Below are 15,264 nucleotides of genomic sequence, written 5' to 3'. Positions count from 1 at the left end.
GGGGGGGGTGGGGGTGGGGGGGGGGGCGGAGGTGGGGGTCGTTACGGGGGCAGGGGGGGAAGAGGGCGCTCCTCCCGGGCGTCGGTCTTCTCCTCCCCCCCCCCCCCCCCCCCCCCCCCGGCCCGGACGGGGCCGAGGACAGCCGCTTCCAGGTGACGCCCCGCGCCTCCAGCACGGGCTCGTCGCCGTCGAGGACGACCAGGCTGGCGGTCAGCAGCCCGGAGTCCGGCCCGGAGTCCCGGTCGCGCCGGGCGTACACCCTGGCGGTGGCGGGAAGCCGGCCGAGGACGGTGAGCCGTTCGACGGTGAAGGGGACGTACAGTCCCTGCGCGCCGCAGGCGGCGAGCGCGATCTGGAAGGCGCCGTCCAGGAGCCGGGCGTCCACGGTCCCGGCGGCGTCGCCGCGCAGTACGCCCACGGCCTCCCCGGGGGCGACCGACAGGGACGCCACGGTGCGGAAACCGGTGCCGTAGTCCAGCCCGGCGCGGGCGAACGCGGCGTACATCGCGTCGAGTCCGACCTCGGTGAAGCGCTGCGCGGCGGGCGGGACGGCGAGCGCCGGCTGCTCGGGCGCGGTCAGCGTAGCGGTGCACACCAGGGCGCCGGAGCCGTCGCGGAAGGCGAGGGCGTCGCCGTCGCGTGCGGCCGTGAGGGTCGCGGGGGCCTCGACGGCCGCCCGGAAGGTGAGGTCGCGCAGACCGAAGCGGTCCCGGCCGAGGAAGTCGGCGACCTTGGCCGGGTACCCGGCGCCCGGCAGGGTGGGCCGGCCGAGGACCAGGTGCTCCGCCGCCTCCGGGTGCTCCGTCCACGTGCTGCGGGTACGAGCGGGCGGGGGCTCCTGCTGCTGCGCGGGTTCGAGCCACAGGTACTTCTCGGCGTGCGGCGCGGTCGGGAAGCGCACCCCCGCCCGGCGGCGCGGCCCGGTGGCGAGGTCGGTGCCCGCGACGAACGCCGCTGCGGCGACAGCGAGTTCGCCGCGACCCGCGGGGGTTCCGGTGGGCAGGTCGTGCGGGCTCGCCGCCGCGGACGCGACCCCCACGTGGAGCGAGCGCACCTCCTCGACGCCGGCCAGGAACAGCTGGAGCTTGTCCTGGAGCTGTTCGGCGCTGTCGGCCACGCACGACAGCCGGTGCACCCCGGCCGGCCGCAGTCGGCTCGCCTCGGCCAGGGCCCCCAGGGAGGGGCAGTAGGCGGAGCGCAGCATGAGCACGAGCCGGCGGGCGAGGGTGCGCAGCGCGTCGTCGGAGCCGGCCGAGAGGACCAGCAGCTGGGGACCGGAGTCCGTGTCGTCTTCTTCCGTGCCCGGTGCGGCTTCGACCACGACGTGGGCGTTCGCGCCGCCGAAGCCGAAGCTGCTGACGCCCGCGACGCGTGGGCCGGGGCCCCACGGGAGGAGCCGGTCGGCCACGTACAACGGTGAGCCGTCGAAGTCGAACGACCTGTTCGGAGTCTCGTAGTTCAGGGACGGCGGGATGTGGGCGGCCTGGAGCGCCAGCACCGTCTTGATGAGGCCGGCGATGCCCGCGGCGGGCTCCAGGTGGCCGAGGTTGGTCTTCACGGAGCCCACCGCGACCGGGGTGCGGCCGGCGTGCTCGCCGAGGACCGCGTGGAGGGCCTCCAGCTCGATGAGGTCGCCGAGCTGGGTGCCGGTGCCGTGCGCCTCGACGTAGCCGATGTCGGCGGCGGTGCGCCCGGAGCGGGCCAGCGCTCGGCGCAGCACGGCTTCCTGGGCCGGCCTGCTGGGCGCGGTGAGGAAGCCCGCGCTGCCGCCGGTGTGGTTGACGGCGGTGCCGCGGATGACGGCGAGGACCGGGTCCCCGTCGCGTTCGGCGTCGGAGAGCCGCTTGAGGATCAGGGCGCCGGCGCCCTCGCCGCGCACGTAGCCGTCGGCCGCGTCGTCGAAGGCCCGGCAGGCGCCCTGCGGGGAGAGCATGCCGTTGCGGGTGAAGGAGCGGGTCTTGGCCGGGGTGAGCACCAGGTTGGCGGCGGCCACCACGGCTGCGTCGATCTCACCGGCCCGCAGGTGCAGGGCGGCCTCGTGGAGGGCGACGAGGGACGACGAGCAGGCCGTGTCGACGGCGAAGCTCGGGCCGGACCAGTCGAAGACGTGGGACAGGCGGTTGGCCACCATGGAGGGGGCCGTGCCGGTGGCCACGTGCGGGTCGGAGTGGCCGATGCTCCGGGCGACGATCTCCGGGAAGTCGCTGGCGATGGCGCCGACGAAGACGCCGGTGGAGGCGCCGAGGGAGGTGTGGTCCCGGCCGGAGCTCTCCAGTGCCTCGGAGGTGACGCTCAGCAGCATCCGCTGGAGCGGGTCCATGCGGCGGGCCTCGCGGTCGGTGAGCCCGAAGCGGGCGGCGTCGAAGTACTCGACACCCTCGACCCAGCCCATCCGCACGTCGTCGGCGCCCGCCTCGGACCACAGGTGGGCCCAGCCGCGCTTGCCCTCGGGGGCGGCGCCGATGCTGGACACGCCGCCGACGAGGTTCTGCCAGAGCTCGTCCGGGGTGCCGGCGCCGGGGAACCGGCACGCCATGCCGATGACGGCGAGGGCGTCGTCGTCGGCCGGCCGCGCGGACGCGGCGACGGACGGGGTGGCGGCGGGCGTGGGCGGGGTCGCCGACGTGACCGCAGTGACGGGTGTGGCAGGCGCCGGAGCGGCGGGCTCGGCAGTGGTCTCGGCCGTCGTGTACGCCGATGCCGGTGCCGTCCCCGTCTCCTGGTCGCGCAGCGACACGACGCCCTCGGTGCCCAGGAGGCGGGCCAGCTTCACCGGGGTGCCCGTGGCGAAGATCGCGGGGGCGGTGACGGAGGTCCCCAGCTCGCTGCTCAGGCGCGCGGCGGCGACGGTGACGTTGACCGAGTCGCCGCCCAGGTCGAAGAAGTTGGCGTGGACGTCGAAGCCGGAGTGGTCCAGCGTGTCCGCGAAGACCTCTGCGATGGACCGCGCCAGCGCCTCTTCCGTCATACCGGAATCGGCCGTCGCTTCGGGCACGGTGGGCGCTTCGGCTCCGGCGGGCGCTGTGGTGGCCCCGACCGTCGTCGCGGGGTCCGGCTCCGCGACCGCCGCGGGCTCCGGTGCCGCCGTCGTCCGGGGCGCCGTCACGGAGCTCCTCGGCGGCTCCGCGGCGTGCTCCGGCTCCTCGCCGGAGCGCAGGATGGTGTCGCGCGTGGGCAGCGGGAGCTTGGCGCGGGCGACCTTGCCGTTGTCGGTGAGCGGCAGGACGTCGAGGTTCACATAGGCGTCCGGCACCATGTAGGCGGGCAGGGTGGCGCCGACCAGGGCGTCGAGCCGCGACTTGCCCGGCATGGCGTCGCCCACCAGGTAGGCGGTGAGCCTCAGTTCGCCGCGGCCCTCGAACCGCGCCGCGACGACGACGGCGGCCGTGATGCCGTCGATCCTCTCCAGCATCCGCTCGATCTCGGCGGGCTCGATGCGGTGGCCGCGCACCTTGACCTGGGCGTCGGACCGGCCGAGCCACTCGATCGCGCCGGTCGCGTGCAGGCGCACCTCGTCACCGGTGCGGTAGAGCCGCGTCCCGGTGACGGGGTGGTCGACGAAGACCTCCCGTGTCAGGTCCCGCCGTCCGGCGTAGCCGCGGGCCAGCCCCGTACCGGAGAGGTACAGCTCGCCGGTGCTCCCGGGCTCGCACGGGTTCAGGTCCTCGTCCAGGACGTGCAGCTCCATGTGCCGCAGGGGTTCGCCGAGCGGCAGGAAGGCGCCGACCGAGTCGACGCGGTGGGCCGCGGCCCAGATCGTCGCCTCGGTCGGGCCGTACAGGTTCCACAGGGCGCGGGCGGACTCGTGCAGCCGCTCGGCGGTGGCGGGCGAGAGGGCCTCGCCGCCGGAGAGGACGGTCAGCCCGGCGTGCGGGGTCCAGCCGGTCCCCAGCAGCAGGCGCCAGAGGCTCGGGGTGGCCTGGGCCACGGAGACCCCGCTCGCCACCTCGGCCAGCCGGTACGGGTCGGCCGAGGTCTCGCGGGAGGCGAGGACGACCGTCGCGCCGACGGTGAGCGGCAGCAGCAGCTCCAGGAGGGAGATGTCGAAGGCGACCGTGGTGTGGGCGAGGACGGTGTCGTCCGCGGTGACGCCCAGGCGTTCGCCGATGCCGGTGAGGAAGTCGGCGAGTGCCCCGTGGCCGATCTCGACGCCCTTCGGGTCGCCGGTCGAGCCGCTGGTGAAGAGCGTGTACGCCAGGTCGTCGGCGGTCACGCGCGGGGGTACGGCCTGGGCCGCTCCGTCCGACTCGGGCACCTGCCGCGCGGGGCCCAGGGACGCGCCCAGTTCGTGGGTGCGTGCGTCGGTGAGGATGAGTTCGCAGCGCGAGACGTCCACGTACCGCCGCAGCCGGTCCACGGGGTAGCCCGGGTCCAGGGGCAGGAAGGACGCGCCGGCCCGCAGGATGCCGAGCATGGCGGGGAGCAGCGCGGTGTCGCGCTCCAGCAGGACGCCGACCACCGAGCCCGGCTCGATGCCCTCGTCGTGCAGGCGGGCCGCGACGGCGTCCGCCCAGCGGTCGAGACCGGCGTAGTCGAGCGTGCGGTTCCCGGCGCGTACGGCGACGGCTCCGGGCCGCTCCGCCGCCGCGGCGGCGAAGAGGTCCAGTGCGGTCGGGCCGCCGGTCCGCTCGCCGGACTCCGCGTCAGTGTCCTCGGTGGGCTCCCCGGCGAGGGCTGTGGCATCGGTGGCATCGGTGGAGGCGGAGTCGGTGGACTCGGTCGGCGGCTCGTCGCCCTGGAGCAGCGCCGCCATGGCCAGGTCCTCGACGCGCTCGACGAAGTCCAGTGCCTCGTCCTCGCCCATGGCGGTCTCCCGCACGAAGATCGTGGGCGGGCCGTCGCTCAGGCACAGCAGGGCGATCTCGGTGTGGGGGTCGGCGGACGCCTCCTCGCCGGGATCGCGCTCCAGCACCATGACGCGGGTGAAGCTCGGCTCGTCGGCGCCGAGCGGCCGTCCGGCCAGGCCGAGGCGGACCTCGAGGTCTCCGGTGTAGCCGTGGCGGGCGGCGGCCTCGTCGAGCCTCCCCCGCAGGGAACGGGCGGTCCCGCCGTCGTAGCGGACGGGGAAGCGGGCGGCGGTCAGCCCGTGCGTGCGCTCCGCGAGGACGCGGGCGGCCGACGGGGACCAGGCGAAGTCGAAGACCTCGTCGCCGGCGCGCTCGGCGACGGCCGCGAGGAAGGCACGGAAGACGGCGACGCTCTCGTCGCGTGAGGCGGGGACGTACGCCAACTCGTAGTGTCCGTAGTGGGCGGTGGCCGCGGAGAAGTCGTCGGCGGCCAGCGGGACCGGCCGCACGTCCTCCAGCCGGGCGCGCCACCACGGCTCGTGGGGGCGCAGGCGCTTCTGGGCGTCGGCGATGTCGGCCAGGCGGTCTTCCGAGACGGCCGGGAGGGCGGCGCCGGGCGCGATGCCGAGCCGCTGGGCGGCGGCCTGGCCGCTGAGGGTGCTTCCGTCGACGGCCCGCCAGTCGCTGAGGACGAGGTCGGCGTCGGGGGCGGCCAGGGTGATGGCCGTGGTGGTGACGGACAGCACCGTGGTCGCGGTGCGGGTCTCGTCGCGTGGGATCAGCCGGGCCTGCCGGGTGTAGACGGCGCCCTGTTCGGTGACGAGGGCGGGCACGCCGAGCGGGTTGGGGAAGGAGCCGTGGTCCAGGGCCCTCACGAGCCGTACGGCCTCGGCGGCGGTGGTGCCGGCGTGGATGACACCGCCGCCCGCCATGCGCGCGGACCGGCGGTAGAAGCGGCGCTGGCGGCCGCTCGTGTCGAGGATCTCGGGCAGGGTGCGCCGGGCGATGTGCGGGACGAGGTCGGCGAAGAGCTCGATACCCGTCTCGGCCGCCTCGTACGTGAGGGAGAGGGCGGTGGCGTGGTCTCGGACCGGGAACCAGCGCTCCAGGAGCACTCCGCCGGCGTCGACGGCCTCGGTCATCAGGTGCCAGGTGGCCGCGTGCCGCGGGGCGCCCTCGTACAGGGCCCAGGCCGGGACGTGACTGCCGGAGTAGCGGGGCAGCGGGCCGTCGTGGAAGTTGATCGCGGCGATCCTCGGCAGGTCGAGGACGGCTCCGGGCAGGATCCGGAAGTTGACCATGCTGAACAGGTAGTCGAACGGCCGCTCCGACAGGAGCGCCAAGAGGTCGCCGGCCGGGTCGTGCACGGGGATGCCGTGGGCAGCGGCCCAGGCGACGACGGCGGGGTCGTGGCTGAGGACGCCCTCGATCGTCGCACCGGCGTCGAGGAGCCGGGTGGCGCACTGGGTGAGGACGCGGGTGCCGCCGATGAGGTAGCAGTTGGCTTTCGTGCTCACCGCTCCGCCTTTCCGGGTTCGGCGGCCCCACCGTTCTCGGCGGCGGAGGGGGCGGAGGCCTCGGAGGCGGCGGCCCCGGCGCTCTCGGCGCTCTCGTCCTCTGGAGCCTCGGTGGTTTCGGCGGTTTCACGGATGACCCAGGCGTCGATCTGGGCGACGACCTCCTCGTCGTAGGAGAGCTGACCGGGGCTCCACAGCGGGTTGGAGAGGCCGCGGTGGGTCCGCTCGCACATCTCCCAGTCCTCGTAGTTGGCCTTGTCCCACAGCGCGAAGACGTCCTCGTGCGAGAAGTCGCTCTTGGCGGTCTCGCTGGGGTGGAACAGCCAGAAGTGGCGGACGAAGCAGGTGCCGGGACTCTCCGGCCAGACCCACTGCATCATCACGTAGTCGGCCGTGAACCCGAAGAGCAGGTTGGGCAGGATGGTGATCCAGTTGATCTTCTGGAGGTCGCCCTCAGGGACGTTCGGCATGGGCGTGCGGGTGCTGCGCCCTGACACGGAGACGGAGTTGTAGCCGGTACGGATCGACTGCCAGGCGCCGACGATGTCGCCCCGGAGGCTGTAGGTGCCCGCGTCGTCGAAGTCGGTGATGCGGTGCAGGTCCTTGTGGGCGGTCGGGAAGTGGAGGCTCTCGTTGACGTTGTGCGCGACGAGCTTCCAGTTCGAGGCGACCGGGTAGTCCTTCGCCTCGACGCACTCCAGATCGGTGAGGTCGTAGGCCTTGGCGAACTCGCCGAACTCGCCCAGTGATTCGTCGAGGTCCGGCGCGTCGTCGGAGAGCGCCACGAAGACCACACCGAAGCGGACCTCGGTCCGCACGGGCAGCAGACCGTTCTTCTCCTTGTCGAAGAAGTGGTCCATGTAGGTGCCGTTGAGGCTCTTGAGCTTGCCATTTCGGTCGTAGACCCAGCAGTGGTACAGGCAGACGAGGCTCTGGCGCTTGCCGGTGGCCTCCTCGACGAGCTTGTAGCCGCGATGTCGGCAGTAGTTGTGGTAGCCCTGGATTCCGTTGTCACCGTGGATGAGCAGAATCGACCCGGAGCCGATGTTGAGGGTGCTGTAGGCGCCCTTCTCCTTCAGGCGGGAGACGTGGTCGACCGGGAGCCAGCGCCGGCCGTAGATGCGGGACATCTCCCTGCGGAACTGCTCCTCGCCCGTGTAGAACCCGTGCGACCTGCCGATGCCGCCGGTCTCGAAGTAGGGCCTGTCCTCATCCTGCTCACTGATGAGGTCGAACATGCTGGACGCACGCGTCATCTGCGGGACTCCCTCGAAGGCGAAGCGCATGGAGTGGTGCCGTGCCGGCGCTGCCGTGGTCCGGGGCCTGTTCGGACAGGCCGCACCGGGCCACGCGCGCGCCTGGACGGCGAGTGACTGGGGTGCTGCTGGAGAAAGAGGAAGAGCTGTGATCGTCCGGACGGGAGTGGCGATCGTCCGAACAGGAGCTGTGATCGTCCGGACGGGCCCGGCGCGCCGGCGCAAGGGGACGGACCGGTCATCGGTGTCCCCCGTGGTCTTCGGGAGACGCCGATGCCGGAGCGATCGTCCGTCACGGGACGCCGAGGGGCCGTGCGTTCGGGAGACACCGCCCGGAACGGGTGTCCGTCGCGGACGTGGAAGGGGCGGTGCATGACGAGGCCGGCGCGCATGGGTGCGCATGGGTGCGTAAGCCACCGACGCGAGCGTGGGCAGAGGCGCACCGGGCGCTCGACGGAGAGGCGCTGATCCGGGACACGGGATCCGGGACAACCCCTGATCCCGGATCCGGGGTTCCCCGGGGGCGGTCCGGAGGGGGCGGCGGCAGGCAGCCGGCCGCGGTCAGCCGGCGGGGTCGTAGATCCGCTCGGCCTCCGGCACGCCGGCGGCGTCGTAGAGCCGCTCCAGGGCGTCCGGGGCGTAGATCTCGTAGTCCGGGACGATGCCGCCGATCAGGCCCAGCATCTTGTCGGTCCACTCCTGGGACTTGCTCATCGCGCTCATCGTCGCCTTGAAGAACGGCGGCAGCTCGGTGAGTTCACCCAGCGTCGTCGTGAAGTCGTAGACGCCGGCGCTCTCCTCGTCGCGGAGCTTGTTGTACTCGGCCAGCGCCTCCTCCATGGTGCGCTCGCCCGCAAGGCCCTGATGGATCCGCTCGGCGAGGAGCTCACCGTGCAGGAAGGAGTCCGTGATGCCCCAGCCGGTGTAAGGGTCCTTGTGGTAGCCGGCGTCACCGACCAGCGCCCAGCCCGGGCCGTACGCGCGGCGGTAGTAGTTGTCCGGGTAGCGCATGGGGCGGAAGTCCTCCACGCGTCGGCCCTGGTCGCGCAGCTGCTCGCCCATCTCCGGAGAGACATCGTCGATCACGGCCTGGAAGTTGGCCTCGACGTCCTGGCGGAACTCCTTGAGGTGGCGCTTGGCACCGATGATGGCGACCATGTTGACATCGCCGTTGGTCGGCCAGGTACCGAACCACTTCTCGTTGAAGCCGTTCTTGTGGTGCAGACCCCACGACTCGAGGCCGCTGTAGTACGAGTAGTAGACGAACCCGGCGGCGGGGCGCACGTTGTACAGCTCCGCCCCCACCTTCTTGGCCACGGTGGAGTGGAAGCCGTCGGCACCCACGACGATCGTCGCACTGAACTCGTGTTCCGGGCCGTCTCCCTCGCGGCCGCGGATGCCCGTGACGCGTCCGTCGGAGACCACCACGTCGGTCACGGTGAACCCCTCGACGACCTCGGCGCCGGCCCGACGGGCGGCGTTGACGAGTATCTCGTCCAGCACGGTGCGACGGGGGCAGTAGACGGCGTCGACACCGTCGACGGGCTCCGCGAAGCCGTTGAGCTCGATGCCTCGGTAGGAGTAGTGCATCTTGCGGAGCGCGGGCGTCTTGGCCGCGATGATCTCGTCGAGCAGACCCCACTCCTTGAGGCGCAGCAGGCCGGCCTGGTGGATGTAGTGGGTCGACACCGAGTCACTGGGGAAGGAAGCCCGGTCCACCACGAGGACACGGTGGCCCTGGCGGGCCAGATGCATGGCGAGAGGCGATCCTGCGCACCGGCCACCCACAACGATGACGTCATACATAGATTTCCCCTGCTTGGTCGACTTAACGGCCCGAAGCTCGGTCTGGTCAGAACGCGAGCGCGAAACGGAGGCTATGCAAGGGGTAGATCCAGGTCAAGCACGCACCACGGGAAGGTAATGCAGGAGGGATGGTATTCAGTCGATGGAATTCAACACTCCACGTAATTATGACCCATCATGGGCGATTTGACCGAAACAAATGAGCCGAAAATCAAGCCTCTAGTACACCCCAAGGAAAGGTAAAGAAGAAGCCATTCCGTTTATGCGCACAAGAAGATGCCTGATGCATTGGTTTCATTCTGCACAACTATTGAGACAAAGCTTTGGGCAGACGCAGTCCAAACCTCCGGCGGCACGAGGTCATGCTCGACCGAACCGATCCACCGTCCACGGAAGCCACGCTCCCGGGAGTCGCGACACCGACCAGCAACAGTCGCTACCGCGCCGACGATCCGACGCCCGCGACTCGCTCAGCGTCGACATCCACCGGGCGTCGGCCGGCAGTTCGCGCCGACTTCCGGGTGAGCCCTTGTCGGCCCGGCACGGCGGGTCGGCCTCGACCAGGGCATCGACGATGCCCTGGGTGCGGGCGGCCTTGAGGTCGTCGCCACCGCAGTGGAGTGGCCGGGTGGTGGCGGCTTGCCCGCCGCACGGGCCTGCTGAGGCGCGGTCGGCCGGAGCGCTGCGTACGCTGGTCTGAGGGGGCTCCTCCCGGGACGAGGATCGGAACGTCTGTGAGGCCGGAGATCGACCACGGGGCGTTGTTCGCCGCGACGCCCAGCCCTTATCTGGTGCTGGCACCGGATCTGGTGATCATGGACGTCAACGACGCGTACCTGCACGCGACCGGCCGCACCCGGGAGGATCTGCTCGGGCGGCACGTGTTCGACGCGTTCCCCGACAATCCCGCCGACCCGGACGCGGACGGGGTGAAGAACCTCGGGGCGTCGCTGGGGCGGGTGCTGGCCACCGGTGAGGCCGACACCATGGCGGTGCAGAAGTACGACATCCCCGTCGTCTCGCAGCCCGGTGTGTTCGAGGAACGCTGGTGGTCGCCGGTGAACACCCCGGTCAGAAACGCGGACGGGCAGGTCGCGTGGATCATCCACCGCGTGGAGGACGTGACGGCGTTCATGCGGTCACGCCGGTTCCGGGGCCGGAACGAGGGGCGGCGGATGACCGAGCGAGAGGAGGGGATGGAGGCCGAGCTGTACGCCCGTGCGCGGGAGCTGCAGCGGCTGAACGAGGAACTGCGGGCGGCGCACGCCCGGGAGCGGGAGGTCGCCGTCACCTTGCAGGAGGCGATGCTGCACTCCCCCGACCTGGCCCGGCACAGTGACGTGGCGGTGCGCTATCTGCCGGCGGTCGGTTCGCTGAACGTCTGTGGCGACTGGTACGACACCGTCGACCTGGCCGAGGGGCGGTTCACCGTCGCCGTGGGCGACGTCGTCGGGCACGGGCTGGAGGCGGCCACCGTCATGGGCATGCTCCGCAGCGCGCTGTCCGCGGCCAGTCGGGCGGTGGCCGGGCCCGCCGGGGCCCTGGAGGTGCTGGGCATGTACGCCCGCTCGGTGGACGGCGCGCTCGCGGCGACCGCCGTCAGCGTGCTCGTGGACACCCGCTCCAAACTGCTCGTCTACTCCAGCGCGGGGCACCCGCCGCCGGTGCTGCTGCACGCGGACCGCACATGCGAACTGCTGGACCAGGCCACCGACCCGCCGCTGGGAGCCAGGCCCGAGCATGTTCCCCGGCCGCAGGCCGGCACCTCCTATCGCCCGGGTGACACGCTCGTCCTCTACACCGACGGACTGATCGAACGCCGCGACGAGGACATCGACACCGGCCTGGACCGGCTCACCACCGCCCTGCGCGACCTCGCCGGCCTTGACCCGGCTCAGCTGGCCGACGCGCTGCTCGCACGACTCGGCGTCGCCAGCGGAGCCCGCGACGACATCGCCCTCGTCGTCGTCCGTGTCTGAGCCGGGGCGACCTCTCGGCACCGGCAGCAGCTCGCGGCCGGGGCTCCTTCGCGGAGGCCGGATCTACCTCCGTGGCGTGGGAACGAGGCGCAGCAGCCCGTGGAGGACGGCGTCGATGGTGTCCTGTGCGGGCTCATCGGTCACATGGGTGAGCAGGCGGGCCAGGGTGTGCAGCACGCGGGGTGAGGCCATCACACGGGGATGCAGGACGGACCGGAAGCCGGAGCGCGAGAAGACCAGATCCCCGGCGAGGTCGCCCAGCCGGTAGTAGCGCGCCCATCGGCGCCGGATCTCGGCCGGGTACTGGTGCAAGGCGTGTTCCCGGCGAGGTCCGGCCGGGCGGGCCAGTGCCAGGGCGATGATGTCCGCCGCCACCTCGGCGGCCTCCATGGCCTGGGCGATGCCCTCGCCGCTCCACGGACTGACCATGCCGGCGCTGTCGCCCACGAGCAGCACGCCCCGACGGTACTGCGGATGCCGGTTCAGTCCCATCGGCAGCGGCGCGCTGCGCAGAGGCGAGTCGGCGGTCTGTTCGTTCAGCCCCCAGTCCGCGGGCAGGCGGGGCAGCCAGTGGTCCAGCGTCGCTCGCAGGTCCACCGGCCTGCGTCGCCGTTGCTGCGGCAGGACGCCGAGGCCCACGTTGACGCGCCCGTCCCCCAGGGGAAACACCCATCCGTATCCGGGCAGATCCCGTCCGGTACGAGGACAGCGCAGGTCGGCCCAGAGCTCCAGGTAGGGGTCGTGCGTACGCGCCTCGCTGCGGTAGTACCGCCGGGCAGCGGCCGCGACGGGCCTCCTGTCGTCCCGCTCGAACCCCAGGCCGAGAGTCGTGCGCGCCGAGGCTCCGTCGGCGGCGACCACCAACGGCGCCCGCTAGCGGACCGGCTCCTGCCCCGGTCCACGGGAGGCGGACACGCCGATGACGTGTCCTGCCCGGTCGGTCAGCGGGCCCGTCACCTTCACGTGGGTACGGAGGCGCGCTCCGGTGGCGCGGGCGTGAGCGGCGAGCAGGTCGTCGAAGTCGTGCCGGCTGCGGGTGAGCCCGAAGTCGGGAAGGGCACCCAGGCGCGGCCAGTCGAGCTCCGCCTGATGGCCGCCGCAGACCCAGCGCATGCCCTTGTTGCGCATCCACCCCGGTGCATCGATGTCGATGCCCATCCGCACCAACTGGTACACGCTGCGCGGTGTGAGCCCGTCGCCGCACACTTTCTCCCGGGGGAAACCGCTCTTCTCCAGGAGCAGCACGTCCACACCCGCTCTCGCGAGGTGCACCGCGGCGGCGGAACCCGCCGGCCCCGCCCCCACCACGATGACCTGTGCCTCTTCGTCACCGGCACCTTCAGGGCCCGAGCCGCCCGCGTCGCGCCCGTCACCCGCCTCGCCACTTCTGGTGATCACGCCACCACTATGCCCAGGGCGGGAGCCGGTGGAACGTGCGGCGCGGCCGAGTCCTACGCCCTGTCGTCTCACTCCCGCCTGCCCCGTCCTCCGGCCGACGACGGGATTCCGACGACAGGACCTAGGGTCGTTCGAAGGCCTGGAGCACACCACCGAGCGAGAAGCACAGCGCACCGCACAGTGTCCCCCAGTTGGCGATGTCGGTGTTGACCAGGCTCTGGGTCGCGGGCCGGGTGAAGGCGGCCACTGCGGCGACCATGAAGAGCACCGACCCGAACTGGTTCACCGCGGTCACCCACCAGCCGAGGCTGCGTGAGCGGACGCAGGGCCGGGAGCGGTGGCAGATCTCGACGAACGCGAGATGACCCGAGACCAGGAACAGCACGCACCCGATCACGTCGGGAGTCCAGATCAACCGGTTGATCTGCTGCACGGTGAGCCCCTGCAGGAAGGAATCCAGCAGGTTGACTCCGAACACGAGTGTCCCGGCGAACAGCACGAACGTGCTGAGCCAGTCCAGACGCATCGGCTCGTACCCCCACCACCGCCGCCGGCCCGTTGTCAGTGGGCCGCCCCCTTCGGAGTGGCGAGGCGCGTTCAGTACCTGCAGGAGCGAGGTGTAGGCCCCGGCGGTGAAGAACAGTCCGCCCGTGAAGTAGATCGAGGCGCTCTCGACGGGGTCGCCCGAGCCGAACTGGGCGACCCCGGCTCCGAGAGCGAAGAGCATTCCGCCCAGGAAGAACGCACCCGAGGCGAGGAAGTTGAGCCTCCGAAGCCGGTCGAGGGCCTCGACATCGACAGTCGGGGACATGACGACCGGGCCATCGTGGGTACGGACGGACAGCACCCCGCGCTTGCGTGCGAGGCGCGACGCCCACACCACCGTCCCCCCGTCGGGGCGGTGCCAGGTGAGCCGGGTGGTGAACGGTCCCGCGCCCTCGGCGCGGTGCTCAGGCGGTTCCACGAGGCGAGCCTAGTTCCCGCTCGTGCGCGCCGAGGGCAATGAAACGTGGACGACGTCCTGTCTCTTCTCGGTGACCGGCCCGTGCGCGACGTCGTTCTCGTCCGGGACAGGCAGGATCCGGACGAGACGGCCTGGAGCGAACTGGCCGTCAGTGCCGCGGGAACGCCACCGCCGTCGGAGCCGGCCCCAGCGTCGTCGTGCCGGGGGGCGACCGGTGGCCGAGCCCCGTGCGGTACGCATCCAGCGCGGCCTCGGTACGGCCGCCGCGGCGCAGAAGGTCGCCCAGCAGACGACACAGGTCGGCGAGGTCGCCGCTCGCGCCGCTGCGCTCCAGCAGCCCCAGCGCCATGACGTAGTGCTCCTCGGCTGTCTCGCTGTCCCCTCGCTCCTCGGCGATCAGCCCGAGCAGCCTGTGCGCGCCCCCCGCGTGCACGGCGCCGTGCCGATCACCGGGCTCAAGAAACGCGGAGAGCAGGTCCGACGCTTCGCCGTGCCGTCCGAGCCGCCGGAGGACATCGGCCAGCTCCACCTCCACGTGCGCGGTGAACAGTGCCGCGCGTCTGACGTTCAGCATGTCGCGGGCGGCACGCAACTCCTGTTCGGCAGAGGCGAGTTCCCCGTTCTGAGCCTGGACGTAGCCGCGCATCCAGTGGCAGTGCGCGAGATCGGTGCGCAGGCTGAGCTGCTGGTAGATCGCCTGCGCCTTGGCCAGTGAGGCATCCGCGTCAGCCGTGCGCCCCTCCGCGAGGAAGGTGCGAGCCACCTGCCGGTGCATGCCCGCCACCAGCGCCGGGTCGTCGACCTGCGGAGCGAGCGCCAGGGCGAGCTCGGCGGCGTGCGCGGCACGGGCGTGGGCGCCCATGTCCATGTACGGGCCGATCACGGCGGCGTACAGGATGACCAGCGCCTCGGGGTCGGACAGACCGCTCGCGCCGAGCTCGTCGATGGCGGACTCGAGGAGGTAGCAGGCGTAACGCAGCTCGCCGGCGAGGAGGTGTGCGACGGCACGGCCACGGATCGCGCGTGCGCGGCGGGGCAGCGGCTCCTCGGCGAGGAGCCGCTCGGCGGCTTGGAAGTGGTGCCCCGCGTCGACCAGTTCACCGGTCTCCAGGGCGCAGTCGCCGAGCCCGAGCAGCGCCTCGGCCTGCTCGGGCACGAGGCCGAGGCCCTCCGCGTCGGTGAGCAGACGCCGGTAGCTCACGGCGGCCTCCTCCGCCGTCCCGGTGGCCAGCTGCCGGCGCGCGTCGACGAGAGCGAGCCGCAGCTCCGTGGCGAGGTGCGCGGGCCTGCCGGTGGCCAGCTCCTCGTACGACGTACCGAGCCGCTCCGCGAGGAAGCGCAGTGCGGTCTCCGAGGGCCTGACCTTGCCCGACTCCAGCGTCGACACATACGCGGGGGTATAGGAAGGCTCGGCCAACTGTCGCTGTGTCATTCCGCGTTGGGCGCGCAGCCGCTGCACTCGGTGGCCGATCGTGGCCGGATCGTCCATGTGGATCCCCCTGGTTCGTGAACTGCCCAGTATTCAGAAGCAGGAGGCATTGCGCACGCCCTCACCTC

Annotated in this window: 6 protein-coding genes and 1 pseudogene; 1 reads left to right on the top strand and 6 read right to left on the bottom strand. The window is 72.0% G+C overall.

Annotation, left to right across the window (positions count from 1 at the left end; translation table 11 throughout):
- The 3 genes from ACZ4XX_RS06200 to ACZ4XX_RS06190 form a co-directional block, all read right to left on the bottom strand.
- The coding region (locus tag ACZ4XX_RS06200; protein ID WP_468506771.1) for an amino acid adenylation domain-containing protein at positions 1-6,304 on the bottom strand (6,304 nt) is incomplete at its 3' end.
- On the bottom strand, positions 6,301-7,560 hold the full coding sequence (locus ACZ4XX_RS06195) for an aromatic ring-hydroxylating oxygenase subunit alpha (RefSeq protein ID WP_468506770.1): 1,260 nt from the start codon (positions 7,558-7,560) through the stop codon (positions 6,301-6,303). The genes ACZ4XX_RS06195 and ACZ4XX_RS06200, both read right to left, overlap by 4 nt.
- A gap of 561 nt (positions 7,561-8,121) precedes the next feature.
- Complete coding sequence (locus tag ACZ4XX_RS06190; RefSeq protein WP_468506769.1) at positions 8,122-9,366, bottom strand: NAD(P)/FAD-dependent oxidoreductase; 1,245 nt, start codon at positions 9,364-9,366, stop codon at positions 8,122-8,124.
- Positions 9,367-10,100: 734 nt separating this feature from the next.
- Here ACZ4XX_RS06190 and ACZ4XX_RS06185 point away from each other — a divergent pair.
- Positions 10,101-11,345, top strand: coding sequence for a PP2C family protein-serine/threonine phosphatase (locus tag ACZ4XX_RS06185; protein ID WP_468506768.1), 1,245 nt, complete (start codon positions 10,101-10,103; stop codon positions 11,343-11,345).
- Between the two features lie 63 nt (positions 11,346-11,408).
- On the opposite strand, the pseudogene ACZ4XX_RS06180 reads toward ACZ4XX_RS06185, so the two are convergent.
- From ACZ4XX_RS06180 to ACZ4XX_RS06170, 3 genes and pseudogenes are all read right to left on the bottom strand, one after another.
- Positions 11,409-12,656, bottom strand: a pseudogene (locus tag ACZ4XX_RS06180) (geranylgeranyl reductase family protein).
- A 208-nt stretch (positions 12,657-12,864) separates the two neighbouring features.
- The gene (locus ACZ4XX_RS06175) at positions 12,865-13,707 is read right to left on the bottom strand and encodes a hypothetical protein (RefSeq protein ID WP_468506767.1); all 843 of its coding nucleotides are present in this window, start codon (positions 13,705-13,707) and stop codon (positions 12,865-12,867) included.
- A 148-nt stretch (positions 13,708-13,855) separates the two neighbouring features.
- Positions 13,856-15,196 (bottom strand): helix-turn-helix domain-containing protein, encoded by a 1,341-nt coding sequence (locus ACZ4XX_RS06170; protein WP_468506766.1) that lies wholly within the window; start codon positions 15,194-15,196, stop codon positions 13,856-13,858.
- Between the last annotated feature and the right edge of the window lie 68 nt (positions 15,197-15,264).

This window comes from Streptomyces sp. NPDC029956, assembly GCF_055574655.1.
Note: the sequence above shows the minus strand (reverse complement) of the source record. Positions and strands in the feature narration are given on the sequence as shown.